The 19,724-nt window shown below is 69.6% G+C and carries 17 protein-coding genes; all 17 read left to right on the top strand.

Features of this window, described 5'->3' with window-relative positions; translation table 11 throughout:
• Positions 1–65 precede the first annotated feature (65 nt).
• The 17 genes from AC06FD_RS15840 (at position 66) to AC06FD_RS15760 (ending at position 19,719) form a co-directional block, all read left to right on the top strand.
• Complete coding sequence (locus AC06FD_RS15840) at positions 66–1,919, top strand: S8 family peptidase (protein ID WP_478078315.1); 1,854 nt, start codon at positions 66–68, stop codon at positions 1,917–1,919.
• A gap of 371 nt (positions 1,920–2,290) precedes the next feature.
• The gene (gspE, locus tag AC06FD_RS15835) at positions 2,291–4,018 is read left to right on the top strand and encodes a type II secretion system ATPase GspE (RefSeq protein WP_259207015.1); all 1,728 of its coding nucleotides are present in this window, start codon (positions 2,291–2,293) and stop codon (positions 4,016–4,018) included.
• A gap of 37 nt (positions 4,019–4,055) precedes the next feature.
• Positions 4,056–5,276 carry a type II secretion system protein XpsF gene (gene xpsF, locus AC06FD_RS15830; RefSeq protein WP_478078314.1) on the top strand — a complete coding sequence of 407 codons (1,221 nt, stop codon included), beginning with the start codon at positions 4,056–4,058 and terminating at the stop codon, positions 5,274–5,276.
• A gap of 40 nt (positions 5,277–5,316) precedes the next feature.
• Entirely contained in the window at positions 5,317–5,745 is a 429-nt protein-coding gene (gspG, locus tag AC06FD_RS15825) for a type II secretion system major pseudopilin GspG (protein ID WP_259207012.1), read from the top strand.
• A gap of 93 nt (positions 5,746–5,838) precedes the next feature.
• Positions 5,839–6,258 carry a type II secretion system protein XpsH gene (gene xpsH, locus AC06FD_RS15820; RefSeq protein ID WP_259207411.1) on the top strand — a complete coding sequence of 140 codons (420 nt, stop codon included), beginning with the start codon at positions 5,839–5,841 and terminating at the stop codon, positions 6,256–6,258.
• On the top strand, positions 6,255–6,671 hold the full coding sequence (gene xpsI, locus AC06FD_RS15815) for a type II secretion system protein XpsI (protein ID WP_259207010.1): 417 nt from the start codon (positions 6,255–6,257) through the stop codon (positions 6,669–6,671). Before xpsH ends, xpsI begins: the two co-directional genes overlap by 4 nt.
• On the top strand, positions 6,668–7,309 hold the full coding sequence (locus AC06FD_RS15810; protein WP_259207008.1) for a prepilin-type N-terminal cleavage/methylation domain-containing protein: 642 nt from the start codon (positions 6,668–6,670) through the stop codon (positions 7,307–7,309). Before xpsI ends, AC06FD_RS15810 begins: the two co-directional genes overlap by 4 nt.
• Entirely contained in the window at positions 7,306–8,169 is an 864-nt protein-coding gene (locus tag AC06FD_RS15805; RefSeq protein WP_394163826.1) for a type II secretion system minor pseudopilin, read from the top strand. The genes AC06FD_RS15810 and AC06FD_RS15805 overlap by 4 nt, the downstream gene beginning before the upstream one ends.
• The gene (locus tag AC06FD_RS15800) at positions 8,166–9,335 is read left to right on the top strand and encodes a PilN domain-containing protein (RefSeq protein WP_478078313.1); all 1,170 of its coding nucleotides are present in this window, start codon (positions 8,166–8,168) and stop codon (positions 9,333–9,335) included. The genes AC06FD_RS15805 and AC06FD_RS15800 overlap by 4 nt, the downstream gene beginning before the upstream one ends.
• Positions 9,310–10,131, top strand: a complete 822-nt coding sequence (gspM, locus tag AC06FD_RS15795) for a type II secretion system protein GspM (RefSeq protein ID WP_259207003.1) — start codon at positions 9,310–9,312, stop codon at positions 10,129–10,131. The genes AC06FD_RS15800 and gspM overlap by 26 nt, the downstream gene beginning before the upstream one ends.
• Entirely contained in the window at positions 10,121–10,912 is a 792-nt protein-coding gene (locus AC06FD_RS15790) for a general secretion pathway protein GspN (RefSeq protein ID WP_259207000.1), read from the top strand. Before gspM ends, AC06FD_RS15790 begins: the two co-directional genes overlap by 11 nt.
• A gap of 10 nt (positions 10,913–10,922) precedes the next feature.
• Positions 10,923–13,139: a type II secretion system secretin GspD gene (gene gspD, locus AC06FD_RS15785; RefSeq protein ID WP_478078312.1), complete on the top strand. Its 2,217-nt coding sequence runs from the start codon at positions 10,923–10,925 to the stop codon at positions 13,137–13,139.
• A gap of 103 nt (positions 13,140–13,242) precedes the next feature.
• Positions 13,243–14,100 (top strand): glycosyltransferase family 2 protein, encoded by an 858-nt coding sequence (locus AC06FD_RS15780; RefSeq protein WP_478078311.1) that lies wholly within the window; start codon positions 13,243–13,245, stop codon positions 14,098–14,100.
• Complete coding sequence (locus AC06FD_RS15775; protein WP_394163832.1) at positions 14,097–14,933, top strand: glycosyltransferase family 2 protein; 837 nt, start codon at positions 14,097–14,099, stop codon at positions 14,931–14,933. Before AC06FD_RS15780 ends, AC06FD_RS15775 begins: the two co-directional genes overlap by 4 nt.
• 47 nt (positions 14,934–14,980) lie before the next feature.
• The gene (gene pncB, locus AC06FD_RS15770; RefSeq protein WP_259206991.1) at positions 14,981–16,156 is read left to right on the top strand and encodes a nicotinate phosphoribosyltransferase; all 1,176 of its coding nucleotides are present in this window, start codon (positions 14,981–14,983) and stop codon (positions 16,154–16,156) included.
• A 171-nt stretch (positions 16,157–16,327) separates the two neighbouring features.
• A complete protein-coding gene (wecB, locus tag AC06FD_RS15765) occupies positions 16,328–17,509 on the top strand; it encodes a non-hydrolyzing UDP-N-acetylglucosamine 2-epimerase (RefSeq protein ID WP_478078310.1) in 1,182 nt (393 codons plus the stop codon).
• On the top strand, positions 17,506–19,719 hold the full coding sequence (locus tag AC06FD_RS15760) for a hypothetical protein (protein ID WP_478078309.1): 2,214 nt from the start codon (positions 17,506–17,508) through the stop codon (positions 19,717–19,719). The genes wecB and AC06FD_RS15760 overlap by 4 nt, the downstream gene beginning before the upstream one ends.
• Positions 19,720–19,724: the final 5 nt, after the last annotated feature.

Here is a 19,724-nt window from a genome sequence, read left to right as displayed (position 1 = left end):
GGGAACTCGCATGGAATGTTGGCCTGAACAGTCGTTTGATCCATGACCTTGAAGAGGATTTCAACGTGACCAGTAAGCAGAACCTTCGCATCAACGTGCTGGCAGCCGCGATGCTGTCGATCTCCGCCGGTTCGGCGTTCGCCGCCAGCCCGCGTACCGAGGAACCGCAGCGTCCGGCAACCGCCGCGCAGCAGACCAGCAACGGCATCATCGTCAAGTACCGTACCGGCACCGCCGCCGCGTCGGACCGTTCGGCGAAGCTGGCGGTGGTCAATTCGGCCCTGTCGCGCGCCAGCCTCAACGGTGGCACTGCACGCGCCGGTGCGCTCAGCCCGCAGGTGGTGCGCAAGCTCGGCATCGGCGCGGACCTGATCCGCCTGCAGAGCCGCCTGGGCGATGCGGAACTGCAGAAGGTGCTGGCCGAGCTGAAGGCCGATCCGGCCGTGGAATACGCGGTGGTCAATGCGCGCATGCAGCGCGCCGACCTGCGCGCCAAGCCGACCGAGACCAAGCAGCTGGTTCCCAACGATCCGTACTACGCGCAGTACCAGTGGCACTTCAGCAGCGCCACCGGCGGCATCAACGCGCCGTCGGCGTGGGATGTCTCGCAGGGCGAGGGCGTGGTGGTGGCGGTGATCGATACCGGCATCCTGCCCGACCATGAGGACTTCAGCGGCAACCTGCTGCAGGGCTACGATTTCATCAGCGACGCGGAGACCTCGCGGCGTCCGACCGACGCCCGCGTGCCGGGTGCGCTGGACTACGGCGACTGGGTGGAAAATGACAACGAGTGCTACACCGGCTCGCTGGCCGAAGACAGCTCCTGGCACGGCACGCACGTGGCCGGTACGGTAGCCGAGGCGACCAACAACGGCGTCGGCATGGCCGGCGTGGCGTACAAGGCCAAGGTGCTGCCGGTGCGCGTCCTGGGCAAGTGCGGCGGCAGCCTGGCCGATATCGCCGACGCGATTACCTGGGCCTCGGGTGGCACGGTGGCGGGGATCCCGGCCAACGCCAATCCGGCCGAGATCATCAACATGAGCCTGGGCGGCAGCGGCGCCTGCGATCCGGTCTACCAGGCCGCGATCAACGGTGCGGTGTCGCGCGGCACGCTGGTGGTGGTGGCCGCGGGCAACGCCGGTGGCAATGTCTCCAACGCGCGTCCGGCCAACTGCAACAACGTGGTGGCGGTGGGCGCGACGCGCATCACCGGCGGGATCACGTACTACTCCAACTACGGCGCGGCGGTGGATCTGTCGGCCCCGGGTGGCGGTGGCAGCGTCGATGGCAATCCGGGTGGCTACATCTGGCAGGCGATCTCCAGCAGCACCACCTCGCCCGAGCTGGGCACCTCCGATTACGGCGGCAAGGGCGGTACGTCGATGTCGTCCCCGCACGTGGCCGCGGTGGCCGCGCTGGTGCAGAGCGCCCGCATCGCCAACAACCGCGACGCGTTCACGCCGGCCGAGCTGGAAGCGCTGTTGAAGTCGACGGCACGCAAGTTCCCGGTGACCATCCCGGCGGCGACGCCGATCGGGACCGGTATCGTCGACGCCAAGGCCGCGCTGGCCAAGGCGCTGGAAGAAGAATGCACCGAGAACTGCGGCCCGACCGCGATTCCGCTGACCAACAAGGTGGCGGTGGGCGGGCTGAGCGGGGCCGGCGGCAGCGAAGTGCTGTACAGCTTCGAGGCGCAGGCGGGCAAGGTGCTGAGCCTGCTGACCTACGGCGGCAGCGGCAATGTGTCGGTGTACGTGAGCCAGGGCAAGGAACCGACGGCGACGGTATACGACGCCAAGTCGGCCCGTCCGGGCAACAGTGAAACCGTGCGCTTCACCGCGCCGGTGGCGGGCACGTACTACATCAAGCTGGTCGGCGAGTCCGCATTCAGCGGTGTGAGCCTGATCGCGAACCAGTAACAGCGTGTGTGGTTTGCGGGCGTCCGTCTTTGTGACGGGCGCCCGCTTTTTGTTTGGGGGTTTCGTTTCAGCGAGACCCGGAGCTGACTCTGGCGCTGCATCCCGGATGCCGGCGCTGCCCATCCGGCGCCCGCGCGTCGAACACGGCGTGCAGCGGCCAGGCAAAGGGCTGCGCCTGTTGTGGGTCGCGGTGTAGCCACCCACGCCCGTGGCAGGTCGAATATTCGCGGCCGTTGATTGCTCCTTGTCCCCGCATACGGGATCAATCGTTGTCGCCAGGTGAGCATTCCATCCTTTTCATCCAGGCGCCTCCAAAGCGGTGCAGGGCGGCGATGAACTGCTAAAGTCGCGGGGTCGCCAGGAGAGCTTCTGTGAACGCGGTTGCCCACGATCCCATTGCAGATTCCAGCGCGGAAAGCCGCATCGTCGAGGCGTTGCTGCGCAGCGGGCGCCTGAAGGACGGTGACCTGGCGCGGGCGCGGCCGCTGCACCGCGAAGCCGGTGGCAGCCTGTTGCAGTTGCTGGTGCGGTTGGGGCTGGTGTCCGAGCGTGACCACGCGCAGACCAGTGCCGACGTGCTGGGGCTGCCCTTGCTGGAGGCGCGTGCGGTGCCCGAGGTGGCGCCGGAGTCGCTGCTCGACGCGCTGCCGCTGTCGCTGCGCTTCCTCAAGCAGTTCCATGTCTGCCCGCTGGCCTTGCGCGACGGCGTCATGGAACTGTGGTTGAGCGATCCGCAGGATCCCTATGCGGCCGATGCGGTGCAGTTGGCGATGGGCGTGCCGGTGCGGCTGCAGGTGGGCCTGCGCTCGGAGATCGATGACCTCATCGAGCGTTGGTACGGGCAGGGCCGCAGCGCGATGGGCGCGATCGTGGAGACCGCCGATGGCGAGGGCGCGGTGGTCGATGATATCGAGCACCTGCGCGACCTGGCGTCCGAAGCACCGGTGATCCGGCTGGTCAATCTGGTCATCCAGCGCGCCTTCGAACTGCGGGCATCGGATATCCATATCGAGCCCTTCGAGAATCGCCTGAAGGTGCGCTATCGGGTGGACGGCGTGTTGATCGAAGGCGAGAGCCCGCCAGCCAACCTGACCGCCGCGGTGATCAGCCGCATCAAGATCATGGCCCGGCTCAACATCGCCGAGCGTCGCCTGCCGCAGGACGGGCGCATCATGCTGCGCGTGCAGGGCAAGGAGCTGGACCTGCGCGTGAGCACGGTGCCGACCGCGCACGGTGAGAGCGTGGTGATGCGCCTGCTCGATCGCGACACGGTGGTGTTCGATTTCCATCGGCTCGGGTTCACCGATGCGTTCCTGCCGCAGTTCCGCAAGGTGTTGGAACAGCCGCACGGGATCCTGCTGGTGACCGGACCCACCGGGTCGGGCAAGACCACCACGCTGTATACCGCGCTGAGCCAGCTCAACACCGCCGACGTGAAGATCATCACCGTCGAGGACCCCATCGAGTACCAGATCGAGGGCATCAACCAGATCCAGGCCAAGCCGCAGATCGGGCTGGACTTCGCGCATGCGTTGCGCAGCATCGTGCGCCAGGACCCGGACATCATCATGATCGGCGAAATGCGTGACCTGGAAACCGCACGCATCGCGATCCAGTCCGCGCTCACCGGCCATCTGGTGCTGTCCACGCTGCATACCAACAACGCGGCCGGCGGCATCACCCGCCTGCTCGACATGGGCGTGGAGGACTACCTGCTTACCTCCACCATCAACGGCATCCTCGCCCAGCGCCTGGTGCGCCGGCTCGAGCCGCAGCATGCGCAGCGCTACGCCGCCTCGCCCGAGCAGATCGAGAAGTTCGACCTGCGCCGGCTGCAGCCGGAGGGCGATATCTTCCTGTATCGGGCGCAGCCCTCGGCGATCGCGCCCACCGGCTACCTGGGCCGCACCACCATCATGGAATTCCTGGTGATGAACGATGCGCTGCGCGGGGCGGTGATGCGCCGCGCCGGGATGGGCGAGATCGAGCGGATCGCGCGCGAGGCCGGCATGCGCACCATGTACGAGGACGGCCTGTCCAAGGCGTTGCTCGGCCACACCACCATCGAGGAAGTGCTGCGCGTGACGGAGGAATCCTGATGCACGCACGCGTCCGCCGGCCGGCAGGCCACTGAGCATGGCGCAGTACCGCTACAAGGCGCTCAATTCCCATGGCGAGCTGTTCGACGGCCAGATGGAGGCCGCCAGCGAAGCCGAGGTGGCCGCGCGCCTGCAGGACCAGGGCCACCTGCCGATGGAAGCGCGACTGGCCAGCGAGGGCGTGGCCACCACCACCTCCTGGGCCTCGCTGCTGCGGCGCAAGCCGTTCGACGGCGCCGCGCTGGTCCAGTTCACCCAGCAGCTGGCGACCCTGCTCGGTGCCGGGCAGCCGCTGGACCGCGCGCTGACCATCCTGCTGGAACTGCCGGAAGACGAGCGCAGCCGCCGGGTGATCACCGAGATCCGCGACGTGGTGCGGGGTGGCGCGTCGCTGTCGACCGCGCTGGAACGCCAGCACGGCCTGTTCTCGCGGCTGTACATCAACATGGTGCGTGCCGGTGAAGCCGGTGGCAGCCTGCACGACACGCTGCAGCGCCTGTCTGATTACCTGGAACGCAGCGCCGAACTGAAGGGCCGGGTGATCAATGCGCTGATCTATCCGGCGATCCTGCTGGCGGTGGTCGGCGGGGCGCTGTTGTTCCTGCTGGGCTACGTGGTGCCGCAGTTCGCGCTGATGTACGAAAGCCTGGACGTGGCGCTGCCGTGGTTCACCCAATGGGTGCTGGCGGCCGGCCTGGTGGTGCGCGAAGGCTGGCTGGCGATGATCGTGGTGCCCGCGCTGGCACTGCTGGTGATCGAGCGCAAGCTGCGGCAACCCGCGTTCCGGCTGGCGATGGATGGCTGGCTGCTGCAGCGCAAGGGCATCGGCCCACTGCTGGCCAAGCTGGAAACCGCGCGCCTGGCGCGCACGCTGGGCACGTTGCTGCGCAATGGCGTGCCGCTGCTGGCCGGGCTGGGCATCGCGCGCAACGTGCTGGGCAACCGCGCGCTGGCCGACGACGTGGACGCCGCCAGCGACGAGGTCAAGAACGGCAGTGGCCTGTCGCTGGCGCTGGCCCGCGGCAAGCGCTTCCCGCGGCTGGCGCTGCAGATGATCCAGGTCGGCGAGGAATCCGGCGCGCTGGATACGATGCTGCTCAAGACCGCCGACACGTTTGAACAGGAAAGCGCACGCGCGATCGACCGGCTGCTGTCGGCGATGGTGCCGGTGATCACCCTGGTGCTGGCCTCGGTGGTCGGCCTGGTGATCGTGGCCGTGCTGGTGCCGCTGTACGACCTCACCAACGCCATCGGCTGACGATGGCGCTGCCCCTGACATCCCGCAAGGAGCCTGCCGCATGCAACGCCGCCTGACCCGTTTTTCCTCGCCTCGCCACCAGTCGGGCATGAGCCTGCTGGAAATCATCATCGTCATCGTGCTGATCGGTGCGGTGCTCACCCTGGTCGGCAGCCGCGTGCTCGGCGGTGCCGATCGCGGCAAGGCCAACATCGCCAAGGCCCAGGTGCAGACCGTGGCCGGCAAGGTCGAAAACTTCCAGCTGGATACCGGCAAGCTGCCCACCAAGCTGGACGACCTGGTCACCCAGCCGGGGGGCAGCACTGGCTGGCTGGGGCCGTACGCCAAGCCGGCCGACCTCAACGATCCGTGGGGCCACCCGCTGGAATACCGCGCGCCCGGCGAAGGCCAGCCGTTCGACCTGATCAGCCTGGGCAAGGATGGCAAGGTGGGTGGCAGCAGCTACGACGCCGACATCCGTTACGAGTAAGCCTGCTTGCCGGTCGCCGCCCTGCATCGCTGCGCGTTGCCCCGTTGCCTGCCGCGCTCCGCGCGTGGCGCAGCCGGGCTGTCGTTGCTGGAGATGCTGCTGGTGGTGGCGCTGATCGCCATCGTCGGGGTGGTCACCGCCACGGCGATGAACGGCGGCATCGACGGCATGCGCCTGCGCAACGCGGGCAAGGAGCTGGCCACGCAGTTGCGTTACACGCGCACCCAGGCCATCGCCAGCGGCGAACGCCAGCGCTTCGTGATCGATCCGCAGGCGCGCACCTGGCAGGGGGCCAGCGGTCGCCACGGCACGCTGCCCGAGTCGCTGGAGGTGCGCTTCCGCGGTGCGCGTGAAGTGGCTGCCGCCGCCGGCCAGGGCGCCATCGCGTTCTATCCCGATGGGGCCTCCAGTGGCGGCAGCATCGAGTTGCAGGTGCGCGAGGCGGTGTGGCGGATCGACGTGGGCTGGATCACCGGTGAAGTGCGCTCGGGCCAGCCACGGGAGCGCCGATGAAGCGTCAACGCGGTTACTCGCTGCTGGAGGTGATCGTTGCCTTCGCGCTGCTGGCGCTGGCGCTGACCCTGCTGCTGGGCAGTCTGTCCGGTGCCTCGCGGCAGGTCAGGCAAGCCGACCTGCGCAGCCGCGCGGTGCTGCACGCACAGTCGCTGCTGGCCGTGACCGGTGTCGAGGCGCCGCTGCAGACCGGCGAGCGCAGCGGGCAATGGGACGCGGGCCGCTACCGCTGGCACCTGCAGGTGGCGCCCTACGTGGATCCGCGTGGCGGCGCGTTGAACGCCGCCGAGCCGGTCTCCGGCCCGGTGCTGGCGCAGCTCAGCCTGGACGTGCGTTGGGGCGACGGCGCGGGTGAACAGCTGCAGTGGCGCAGCCTGCGCCTGCTGCCGGCCACGCCCGGGGCCCCGCGATGACTCGCATCGGCCTGCGCGGCGCGCGTGGTTTCACCCTGATCGAGGTGCTGCTGGCCACCGCGTTGCTGGTTGGCGGCCTGGCCCTGGCGTTCGCCACGGTGCGCTCGGCGATGGCGATCAGCCAGCGCGGCGAACGCATGGTGGCGCAGAACGAGCGCATGCGCGCGGTCGAAGGCTTCCTGCGCCGGCGCCTGTCGATGGCCATGCTCACCGCCACCACGCCGCCCGATCCCACCCGTGAGCCGGTGTACTTCCAGGGGCAGGCGCAGAGCATGCTGTTCGTGTCCGACCTGCCCGGTTATCTGGGCCGTGGCGGCCCGTACGTGCACGACCTGCAGGTGCGCGGCAGCGACGGGGCGCAGCGCCTGGAGCTGGCATTGACCCTGGTACAGAACGGCGAACGCATCGAGGAAAACCCGGTGCGTCCGCCGGAAGTGCTGGCCGATGGACTGCGCGAGGTCCGCTTCCGCTATCGCGGTATCGACCCACGCAACGGCGAACTTGGCGATTGGCAGGACACCTGGGAGGACACCCGTCGCCTGCCCAGCCTGGTCTCGATCACCGTCACCCCGCAGCAGGGGCAGGCATGGCCGCCGATGGTGGCCGCGTTGCCGCAACAACGCGGGGCGCGCCCATGACCCGGGCCCGTGGTGCGGCGCTGGTGCTGGTGCTGTGGCTGATCGCGCTGCTGACCGCCGTGGTGGGCGCGTTCGCGCTCAGTGCGCGCGTGGAGCACCTGCAGGAACGGGTGGTCGGCGACGATGCGATCGGCCAGGAGCATGCGCGCGCCGGGTTGGAGTACGCGCTCTACCGCCTGCAGCCCACCGCCACCCGGCCGGCGTGGGTGGCCGACGGGCGCCGCTATCGCTGGCAGTTCGACCAGCGCCGGATCGACCTGCGCATCGTCGACGAGAACGGCAAGATCAACCTCAACCTGGCCGATGCCGCCCTGCTGGAGGCCTTCCTGCGGGCGATGGGCGTGGAAACCGGGCGTGCGCGGCAACTGGCCGGTGCGATCGTGGACTGGCGCGACGCCGACAGCCTCAAGCAGCCGGTCGGGGGCGCGGAATTGCCGGAGTATGTCGCGGCCGGCCTGCCCTACGGGCCCCGCAACAACCGTTTCGAGACCCTGGGCGAGCTGCAGCGCGTGCTGGGCATGGATGCAGCGTTGTATGAACAACTCGCGCCGATGCTGACCCTGTACAGTCGGCAGTCGCGTCCGGATCCGCGCTTCGCCGCCGGCCCGGTGCTCACCGCGCTGGGCCTGGATGCGAACCAGCTGCTGGCCCAGCGTGAGCAGTCCCAAGGCGACGAAGAGCAGAAAGTGGGCGGTGCGACGCTTGCCAGTGGCAGCGGCACCTATAGTATCGAGAGCCGCGCAATGGATGACCGCGGCCGGGTGTCGGTCCTGCAGGGCGTGGTGCGCATGGGGGCGTCCGGCACGCCGGGAACGACTTACACAGTACTTCGTTGGGAACAGGGAATGGCAGCACGATGACGGCATGGCGGGACAGTCTGGTGCGGGCGCAGGGGCAGGTGGCGCCGGGCGTGGGCAAAGGCCTGCGCTGGTGGCGGCGTTCGCTGCTGGCGTGGCTGCCCGAGCGCTGGCAATGGGCGCTGGGCTGGTCGCGCGCGCGGTTGCTGCTGCAACGGCAGGGCGAGCAGTTGGTCGTGCAGCGCGATATCGGGCTGCACCGCGACACCCTGCTGGAACTGCCCTGGCCGCAGACGCCGGCCACGCTGGAACAACGCCTGGACGCCCGCCTGCGCACGCTGCCGCGGCATTGGCTGTTGCCGGCCACCGCGGCGTTGCGCCGGCCGATGCGCCTGCCTGCCGCCGCCGCCGCGCGCCTGCGTGACGTGGTCGGCTTCGAGATCGATCGACAGACCCCGTTCGAACCGGCGCAGGTGAGTTTCGATGTGCGTGAGCTCGGAACACGCGATGATGGCCAGCTGCAGGTCGAGCTGGTGGTCATCCCGCGCCTGGCGCTGGAGCAGTGGGCCGGGCAGGTGGGGCCGTGGGCGCAGGCACTGGCCGGGATCGACGTCGCCGATGCGGAGGGCCAGCCGCTGGGCGTGAACCTGCTGCCGCTCGAGCAGCGCCAGACCCTGCGCGATCCGATGCGGCGCTGGAACCTTCTCATGGCCGCAGCCACCCTGGTGGTGCTGGCGCTGGCCGGGCAGCAGATCCTCGACAACCGCCAGGCCGCGGCCGATGTGCTGCGCGAGCAGGTCAATGCGGCCGCGCGCGATGCGCGCCAGGTCGCGGCCGAACGCCAGCAGTTGCAGACCCTGGTCGAAGGCGCGGCATTCCTGGAAAAGAAGCGCACGGCGCATGCCAGCACCGTGGAACTGTGGAATGAACTGACCCGGCTGCTGCCCGATGGCACCTACCTGGAGAAGTTGTCGGTGGAGGGGGACTCGCTGCAGCTGATCGGGCTCAGCCGCGAAGCCTCGCAACTGGTGCCGCTGCTGCAGGATTCGCCGCTGTGGCGCAAGGTCAACCTGACCGGCGTACTGCAGGCCGATGGCGGCGCCGCCGGGCGCGATCGCTTCACTCTCACCGCCGAACTGCAGCCCTTGCCGGGCGCGGTTGCCGCCAGCGCGCCTGCCGCCACTACCACTGCGGAGGGTGCCGATGGCCATGCCAACGACACGCCGTGACCGCTGGCTGGCGCTGGCACTGCTGGTGGCGGTGATCGCGCTGGCCTACCTGCTGCTGGTGCACCCGTGGTTCACCCGTCCGCTGCTGGCGATCAATGCCGAGATCAGCGAACTGCAGGAGCGCGGCCAGCGCGTGCAGGCGCAGTTGCAGCAGCGGGTGCCGGTGGCACGCGGCCTGCAGCAGGCCCAGGCCGCCCTGGCCGGGCGCCCGGGCTTCCTGCGCGAGGCCACGGCCGAGTCGGCCGCCGCCGCGTTGTCGTCGCGCCTGCAGGATGCGGTCGCCTCGGCCAGCCCCGGCAACCGCAGCTGCACGATCAGCAACCGCTCGCCGTTGCAGGACACCGGCGGCGGCGACAACGCCTTCCCCAGGATCGCCCTGCAGGTGCGCCTGCGTTGTGGGATTCCGGAGATGGCCGCGGTGCTGCACACGCTGGAGACCGGCAGCCCGCGCTTGTTCATCAACAACCTCAACCTGCTCGCGCAGCGCTTCCAGCAGTCGCCCAATGAAACCGGGACCGGGCTGGATGTGTCCTTCGAGCTGGTGGGCTACCTCAAACCCGATGCGTTGGCCGACGCGCCAGCAGGCGCGTCAGCCGCCGGCGCGCCGCTCGCCCCGCCGCCCGTGGGCCTGTCCGGCGGTGCCGGGTTGAGTCCCGCGCCGGCGATGGCGGTGCCGACCGGCCCGCAGGCCGCCGCCGACGTGCCTTCGGACGGGGCCGACGCGGCGGCCGCAGCCGCTGCCGACGCCACCGACCGCGCATCCGACGGCCCGGAGGAGGACGCCCATGAAGATTGAGCTGGCCTCCCTGCGCAGCTGGTGGCTGGCCACGGCACTGCTGTGGGCCGCGGCGATCTGGGTGGCCGGCCTGTTCGGCCTGGGCGGCCGCATCCCCGCCGCCGCCGAGGGCGATCGCACGGCGTCGCCGCTGCCGGTCCTGCCGGCGGCCGCACCCGAGCGCCTTGCCTCGGCCGAGGCTTACGCGCAGATCGGCGCGCGCCCGTTGTTCGCCGAAGACCGCAAGCCGCGCCCCTACCTGCTCGGTGGCAGCGAACCGGGCGCCTCCAGCGCGGTCAGCCTGACCGGCGTGCTGCTCACCAGCGAGTTCAGCATGGCCATCCTCACCACCGACCAGAAGCAGTCGCTGCGCCTGCGCCTCAATGGCGAGCCGGTCAACGGCTGGCAGCTGCTCGCACTGGAGCCACGCAGCGCCACGGTCAGTGGCCCCGGCGGGACCCAGACGCTGGAACTGAGCGTGTTCAACGGGCAGGGCGGGGAGCCCCCGACGGTGCTCGGCAATCCGGTCAATGGTGCGGTGCCGCCGGCCGGCGCCGGGGTCACGGCGCCGCCGCCCATGGCACCCCCTGCGCGCCCGGTCCAGGCCGCCAATCCCTCCGTGCCGGCGCCAGCGCCGGCCACTCCACCGGCCACGCAGACGCAGACGCCGTCGGCACAAGGCCCCAGCGATGCGCAGATGCAAGCCATCCGTGCGCGTATCCAGGCGCGCCGCCAGCAGCTGCAGCAACAACAACAACAGTCGCAGCGGCCGCCCACGGGCGGCTCCGGCCAGAACAACTAGAGTGCAAAGCATGACACTGCGTCTTTTCTCCCCGCGTCATTTCTGCCTGTCTCTCGCCCTGGTCCTGCTCGCCGGGTGTGCCTCGGTGCCCGCACCGGACGTCCGTCGCAACGCCGTGCTCGACGGCAGCCACCAGGTGGTGGCCGGCGACGGCTCGCGCGACGGCATCGACGCCCAGCCGCTGGACACCGACGGCGCGCCGCAGGCGGTCATCCGTCGCGGTACCGGCACCATGATCAACCGCAGCGCCGCGGCCGCCGCCGCACCTGCGCTGTCCCAGGCCGGCAACGGCACCGCCACCTTCAATTTCGAAGGCGAATCGGTGCACGCGGTGGTCAAGGCGATCCTCGGCGACATGCTGGGCCAGAACTACGTCATCGCCCCGGGCGTGCAGGGCACGGTGACCTTGGCCACGCCCAAGCCGGTCTCCTCGGCGCAGGCCCTGAACCTGCTGGAGATGGTGCTGGGCTGGAACAACGCCCGCATGGTCTACAGCGGCGGCCGCTACAACATCGTGGCCGCCGACCAGGAGCTGGCCGGTACCGTTGCACCGAGCACCGCGCCGGCCGCCAGTGCGCGCGGCTTCGAAGTGCGGGTCGTGCCGCTGCAGTACATCTCGGCCACCGAGATGAAGAAGGTGCTGGAGCCGTATGCGCGCCCCAACGCGATCGTCAATGTCGACAGCGGCCGCAACGTGATCACCCTGGGCGGCACCCGCAGCGAGCTGGAAAACTACCTGCGCACGGTCGAGATCTTCGATGTGGACTGGTTGTCGGGCATGTCGGTGGGGGTGTTCCCGATCCAGTCCGGCAAGGCCGAGCAGGTCGCCGCCGACCTGGAGAAAGTGTTCGGCGAGGAGAGCAAGACCCCCAGTGCCGGGATGTTCCGCTTCCTGCCGCTGGAAAACGCCAACGCCGTGCTGGTGATCACGCCGCAGGCGCGCTACCTGGACCAGATCCAGCAGTGGCTGGAACGCATCGACAGCGCCGGCGGCAGTGCGCGCCTGTTCTCCTATGAGCTGCGCTACGTCAAGGCCAAGGACCTGGCCGAGCGCCTGGCCGAGGCCTTCGCCAACGAAAACGGCCGCAGCGGGCGGGGCAGCAGCAGTTCGCTGGCCCCGGGGGCGACCCAGATGGAGCTGGGCAGCAACCGCGACAACGGCACCACCACCAACCTCAACAACAGCACCTCTGGCGCCGGCAGCAGCCGTGGTGGGCTGGGCGATGGCAGCTTGAGCCTGCCGCAGCGGCAGAATGGCAATGCCAGCTTCAACCTGGAAGTGCAGGGCGACAGCGTCGGCGTGTCGGCCGTGGAAGAAACCAACACCCTGCTGGTGCGCTCCACGCCGCAGGCATGGCGCTCGATCCGCGAGGTCATCGAAAAGCTCGATGTGATGCCGATGCAGGTGCACATCGAAGCGCAGGTGGCGGAAGTGGCGCTTACCGGCGACCTCAGCTACGGCGTCAACTGGTTCTTCGAGCAGGCGGTGACCACCGGCAAGACCGAGAGCGGCCTCGACCTGCCCAGCGCGCTGGGCCGTTCCATCTGGGGCAGCATCTCCGGTACCGTCGGCGACGGCGGGGTGGGCTGGACCTTCCTGGGCAAGAATGCCGCCGCGGTCGTCAGTGCGCTGGACAAGGTGACCAACCTGCGCCTGCTGCAGACCCCATCGATCTTCGTGCGCAACAACGCCGAGGCCACGCTCAACGTGGGGACCCAGATTCCGATCAACTCGGTCTCGGTCAACACCGGCATCAGCGACAGTACCTACAGCCAGGTGCAGTACCTGGACACCGGCGTGATCCTCAAGGTGCGCCCGCGCATCACTCGCGATGGCGTGGTGTTCCTGGATATCGTGCAGGAAGTCAGCTCGGCCGGCGCGGTCCCGGCCGGGTGCGATCCGACCAAGAGCACCTGCAATCCGCCGATCAACACCCGCAAGATCTCCACCGAGGCCGCCGTGCAGAGCGGCGACACCATCATGCTGGCCGGGCTGATCACCAACTCCGACGAAGACGGTTCCAACGGGGTGCCGGGCCTGAGCAAGATCCCGGTGATCGGCGCGCTGTTCGGCAAGAAGAGCCAGAAGAACGAACGCTCGGAAGTGATCGTGCTGCTCACCCCGACGATCGTGCGCAACGCGCAGGAATCGCGCAACCTGACCGACGAGTACAGCAGCCGCTTCCGCGCGATGGAGCCGTTCCCCAACCCCCCGAAGAAAAACTGAGCCGGCGCGGCGCTGTCATCGCAGCCGCCGCGCCTGCTACGCTGCGGCCAAGCGGCGGCCGGCATCCCCGGTCGCCAACCGCACGCCGCGCACAGGGGGACCGATGGGGACGATCGTGTTGCTGCCGATCGGGGTCGATGACACCGCCCTCGACCGTTGCCTGGCGGCGCTGGATGCCGGCACCCCGGCCGGCACCGCCGCGTGGCTGGCCGATGATGGCCAGGCCGGCCCCCGCGCACAGGCGGTGATCGCGCACTGGTTGCTGCACACCCCGTTGCAGGCCGAGTACACCCGGCGTGCCAGCAGCATCGGCGAGGTGGCCCACCTGGATGAAATGCTGCGGGCCTGCGCCGGCGCCGACGTGGTGGTGCTGGCGCCCGACGCCATCCCCGCGCCGGGCTGGTTGCAGCAGATGGATGCGTGCTTGGCGCGCGATCCCTCGATCGGGTCGGCTACCCCATGGTGCAACGCCGGCGAAACCGCCGCCTGGCCGCGGCTGGGCGAGATCGATCCGGTGCCGGCCGATCTGCCGGCGATGGCGCAGGCCTGCGCGGCGCTGCCGCCGATGCACCCGGAACTGCCCTCGGCGGTGACCCACGCGGTACTGCTGCGCGCCAACGCGCGGCGCAAGGCCGGCGGCTTGGACATGCACAGCTACGGTTCGTGGAATGCCGCGCTGATCGACCTGAGCCTGCGCATGGCCGGGCTGGGCTGGCGCAACGCATTGTGCGAAACCGCCTTCGTCGCCCGTGCCAGCGAAGCGCAGGCGTTCGACGGCGACATGGACGCACTGGGCACGCGCTGGCCGGGCTGGCAGCCGCGGCTGGCGGCGTTCCTGATGGGCGACCCGCTGCTCGGCACGCGCCAGGCGCTGCAGCAACTGCATCGGCAGGCGATAATGCCGCGGTCCCAGGGCGATCTCTTCGCCGCGCCCGCCGCCCCACCGGAGTCACCTGTTTGAGCCTTGCCATCGCCGCGATCATCGTCAGCTACCAGAGTGCCAGCACCCTGGATGGCTGCCTGGCCCGGCTGCGCGCCGCCCGTGGCGTGGTCGAGATCCGCGTGGTCGACAACGGCTCCAGCGACGGCACGCTGGAGATCATGCAGCGCCACGCCAGCGCCGATCCGCGCGTGCGCTTCATCGCCAACCCGGACAACCCCGGCTTCGCCGCCGCCAACAACCAGGGCGCAGCCGACAGCCAGGCGCCGTGGCTGGCCTTCATCAACCCCGACCTGATGGTGGATACCGAGACCCTGGCGCTGCTCTGCGAGCGCGCGATCGGCATCGGCGACTGCCTGCTGGGGGTCGAACAGGTGGACGAACACGGCCAGCCCGACGCGGCGGTGCGCCGGCGCGACCCGGATTTCGGCGCCATGCTGCGCTCGCCGGGGCAGGGCGCGAAGCTGGCCATCCCGCCCGACCCCGCGCAGGCGCTGCAGCCGGTGCCGGCCCTGTCCGGCGCGCTGCTGCTGATGCCGCGGGCGCTGTTCGAGCGGATCGGCGGCTGGGATGCCGGCTACCGCCTGCACGCCGAAGACCTGGACCTGTGCCGCCGCGTGCGCCAGGCCGGCGCGCTGGTGGCCATCGCCAACGACCTGCAGGTGGTGCATGTGCGCGGCGTATCCAGCCGCTCGCGGCCGTTCTTCGTCGAATGGCACAAGCACCGCGGGCTGTGGCGCTACTTCCGCAAGTTCGAGGCGCGCCAGCGCAGCCTGCCGGTGCAGGGCGCGGTGTTCGCCGCGATCTGGGCGCACGCCCTCATCCAGGTTCCGCGCCTGCTCCGCCGGCGCTGAGTGCCGGGCGTTGGTCGGTACATCCGGGCAGGCGCATAATCGCGTCCATGATCATCCAGTCCCTGCTCGACACCGACCTGTATAAATTCACCATGATGCAGGCGGTGCTGCACCAGCACCCCGGCGCCCAGGTCCAGTATCGGTTCAAGTGCCGCACCCCCGGCATCGACCTGGCCAGCTACATCGATCAGATCAACGACGAGATCGACCACCTGTGCCGGCTGCGCTTCAGCGCCGACGAACTCGAGTACATGCGCGGCCTGCGCTTCGTCAAACCCGACTTCGCCGATTTCCTCGGGTTGTTCCACCTGGACCGCAAGTACATCGACCTGCGCCCGTCGGCCACCGTGCCCGGCGAGATCGACCTGGACATCACCGGCCCCTGGCTGCACACGATCCTGTTCGAAGTGCCGCTGCTGGCGATCATCAACGAGGTCTGGTTCCGCAACACCACCACGCCGGACTTCACCGAGGGCGAGCGCCGCCTCCAGGCCAAGACCGCGCTGCTGCGCGATACCCCCGGTTTCGAGCTGTGCCGCATCGCCGACTACGGCAGCCGCCGCCGCTACTCGCGGGAGTGGCACGCCCGCATGCTGCCGATGATGCGCGATGCGCTCGGCGCGCAGTTCGTCGGCACCAGCAACGTGCACTTTGCCCGGCTGTACGGCATGACCCCGCACGGCACCATGGCCCATGAGTACCTGCAGGCGTTCCAGGCGCTGGGCCCGCGCCTGCGCGATTCGCAGGTGGCAGCGCTGGAATCGTGGGCGCGAGAATACCGTGGCGACCTGGGCATCGCGCTGTCGGACGTGGTCGGGCTGGATGCGTTCCTGCGCGATTTCGACATGTATTTCTGCAAGCTGTTCGACGGCGTGCGGCATGACTCCGGTGATCCGTTCGCCTGGGGCGACCGCATGCTGGCGCACTTCAAGGACCGCCGCGTCGATCCGCGCAGCAAGGTGCTGGTGTTCAGCGATGGCTTGAACATCGAGAAGGTGATGCAGCTGTTCGACTACTTCCGCGGGCGCTGCCAGGTCGCGTTCGGGGTGGGCACGCACCTCACCAACGACCTTGGCCCCACGCCGCTCAACATCGTCATCAAGATGGTCCGCTGCAACGGCCAGCCCGTGGCCAAGCTGAGCGATTCGCCTGGCAAGAGCATGTGCGACGACCCCGGTTACCTGGCCTACCTGCGGCAGGTATTCGAACTTTCACCCGGGTGACACGCGCATAAACGCCACAATGGGGTGTAACCCGGGGCATTAAGTGACGCTGAGCGTCACTTATACGGGGAAATGTGATCCACATCACGTTGCACTGGCTAGCTCTCGCCACTTGGCCTACGATTTGCGTGATGGAAGTCACACTCGTTGGTCGTCACAGGGAGCTGTCCGGTGAAGGTTCTATCTGTTTTTGGTACCCGTCCTGAAGCCATCAAGATGGGACCACTGGTCCGCGCGCTGCACGCGGCGCCCGATATCGACTCCATCGTCTGCATCACCGGGCAACACCGGGCGATGCTCGACCAGGTGATGTCGCTGTTCGACATCCACCCCGACCACGACCTTGACGTGATGGTGGCCAACCAGACCCTCAACGGGCTGTGTTCGCGCCTGTTCGCCAAGCTCGACGCGCTCTACGAGCAGGTGCAGCCTGATCGCGTGCTGGTGCACGGCGATACCAGCACGGCGATGACCGCCGCACTGGCCGCCTTCCACCGCCGCATTCCGGTGGCGCACGTGGAAGCCGGGCTGCGTACCGGTGACCTGCAGCAGCCCTGGCCGGAAGAAATGAACCGACGTGTCATCGACGTGGTCGCCGACCATCTGTTCGCGCCCACCGACAGCTCGCGCTACAACCTGGAACAGGAAAACCTGGCCGGGCGCATCAGCGTCACCGGCAACACCGTCATCGACGCGCTCAAGCAGACCGTCGAGCGCATCGACCGCGACGCGCATCTGCGCGCGGAGATCGATGCCCACTTCCCGTTCCTGGAGTCCGAACGCAAGCTGCTGCTGGTCACCGGCCACCGCCGCGAGAACTTCGGTGGCGGCTTCGAGAACATCTGCCGCGCGCTGGCCGAGCTGGCCCAGCGCGAGGACCTGCAGATCGTCTACCCGGTGCATCTGAACCCGAACGTGCAGGGCCCGGTGCATGCGCATCTGGGCGGGCTGGACAACGTGCACCTGATCGCGCCGCAGGACTACCTCAACTTCGTCCGCCTGATGCAGCGTGCGCACGTGGTGCTGACCGACTCCGGCGGCGTGCAGGAAGAAGCGCCGGCGCTGGGCCGGCCGGTGCTGGTGATGCGCGACGTCACCGAACGCCCCGAGGCCGTGCAGGCCGGCGTGGTACGCCTGGTCGGCACCGATCCGGCACGGATCGTCGCCGCGGTGCATGCCGCCTGCGACGGGCCGCGGGTGGCGGCGCACTTCATCGCCGACGCCAGCCCCTATGGCGATGGCCGTGCCTCGGCACGGATCGTGGCCGCGCTGCGCGGCGAGCCGTTCGACGAGTTCGTGGCGGCCCACCCGGCGCCGATGTCCCATACCTCCCTTTCCGAACTGACGCCATGACCCAGACCAACCGGATTACCGCTCGTTTCCCCAAGGTAGTACCGCTGGCCTTGGTCCTGGCCCTCCCACTCAGTCCTGCCCACGCCGCCGACACCGCGGCCGGGCAGTTCAGCGAGTGGGCCGCCGATGCCACCGTGACCCGCAGCATGACCCTGCGCGAGCTTGGCTTCCGCCAGGCGCTGACCCTCAGCGGGCAGGAGAGCCAGCGCGAAATCTACCTGCCGGTCCCGGCGGGCGTGCCCACCCGCGATGCGCAGCTGCAGCTCGATGGCCGCTACGTGCGCGGCCATACCGGGCGCAGCTCGGGCCTGTGGTCGGTGGATGGCGACCCGGTCGCCGCGCGCTCGATCACCGATCCGCAGGGCGATGCCAGCCAGTTGCTGGCCATCGACGGGCTGCCGCGCGACAACGGCTTCGTGCGGGTCAACGTCGGCTGGTGGTCGGTGGTATCCGACTATCGCTGCGCCGACCAGAGCGCCCCGGCCAACGTGCTGCGGCTGTCGCCGGACTCGCGCTTCAGCTATCGCTTCGACGGCCGCGCGGTGAACACCGTGGCCAAGGCCTGGGGCGCCCTGCCGGCGCGGGTGCGCCTGCTGGTGGATGGCAAGGCGCTGCAGGCACCGGCCTACGACGCGGCGTGGCGAGTGGGTGCGGCGCTGCGCAACGGTGGCAAGCAGGTGGACGTGGTGGCGCTGCCGGTGGTGGGCGGTACCGTCGACCTGACCGGCATCAGCATTCCGGCCAGCCTGCAGGGCGTGCCGGCCTACGCGGCATTGGCCGCTGGCGGCAGCCAGCACCGGATCGCCTCGCTGGCCGAGGTGGGCGCGCTGCTGTCACTGCGCGACAGCGGCCCGCTGGCGGTGGACGTGGCGATCAGTACCGATCCGCTGCGCGCCGCCGTGCGCGCTGCGCTGGACGCCCTGGCAACGGAAGTCGGCGCGAGCGGTGGCGACGCCGCGGCTGCATTCACCGCGTGGCGCGGCAGCGACATGGCCGCCTTGGAGAAGGGCACCGGCACCGCGTCGGTGAGCGTGGCCGCGGTCGCCGGGCGTCCCACGCTGGTGGTCGCCGCCGACGCCGGGGCCAAGGTGGCCGGGCTGCTCAGCGAGCAATGGCGTGCCTATGCCCTGGGCCGCAATCTTCAGGTCGCGCAGGCCAGCGCAGCGCCGGTCGGCGAAGACGCCGTGCTGCTCAGCCGCCTGGGCAACATCGCCGGCACCCTGGACATCGTCACCCGCGGCGACCGGACCGCCAGCTTCGAGCTCGGCGCCCTCTCGGCCGACGGCCGCCTGCCCGACCAGGTGGTGGTCGATGTCTCGGCCGCGCCCAACGCGGCCGGGCAGGGCGCGGTAGCCAGCATCTACTTCAACGACTATCTGCTGGGCGCCAAGGTGCTGGCCAGCGACGGCAAGCCGCAGCGACTGGTCGCCAAGGTGCCGGCCTATGCGCTGGCGGCACGCAACGAAGTGCGGATCAGCTTCCTGCGCCAGCCGGCGCGCCCGTACTGCCACGACCCGGCCACCGCCTTCCCGGTGTCCGTGCTGCCCAGCAGCCACCTGACCCTGGCCAAGCGGACCCTCGATGCGGACTTCATCGGCGCGGCCAGCCAGCTGGCGCACGCCAATGAAGTGTTCGTGCCGACCACCTGGCTGCAGGATGCCCCGGCATCGCTGGCCAAGGTGATCGCCATCGCCAGTGCGGTGGGCGTGTCGCCGCAGGCGGCCGAGCTGAAGGTGGTGGCCGCCGGTACCGCGATCAGCCCCGGCCATCCATACCTGGCCTTCGCGCTGGCCCCGTCCGGGATCAGCCCGGCCGGGCTCAAGGACGGTCGCCTGGTGGTCAACGGCGGCAACCAGCCGCTGCTCGACGTGACCGGGTTGGACCGCGCCGCCGCCGTGCAGGTGGTGGACGGCGGTGGCCACACCGGCGTGCTCTATACCGACCTCGGTGCGCAGGGCCCGCTGCTGGAGCAGCCGTTCCGGCTGCTGCGCGGCGACCTCGCCGTGCTCGATGGCAGTGGCGTGGTGAGCGACTTCAACAGCCAGGATCCGTATGGCGCACGGCTGGCCGATGTCGGCAACCCGCAGCCGTGGTGGCAGCAGCACATGGTGTGGCTGCTGGTGCTGGTCGGCCTGGTGGTGTTTGCGCTGCTGGCCGCACGCGTCGCCCAGATCCGTCGTCGCCGCGCGTCCGGCAGCAGCGGGCACTGATCGAC

The sequence above is a fragment of the Stenotrophomonas sp. Steno-Z1 genome (assembly GCF_056393175.1).
Note: the sequence above shows the minus strand (reverse complement) of the source record. Positions and strands in the feature narration are given on the sequence as shown.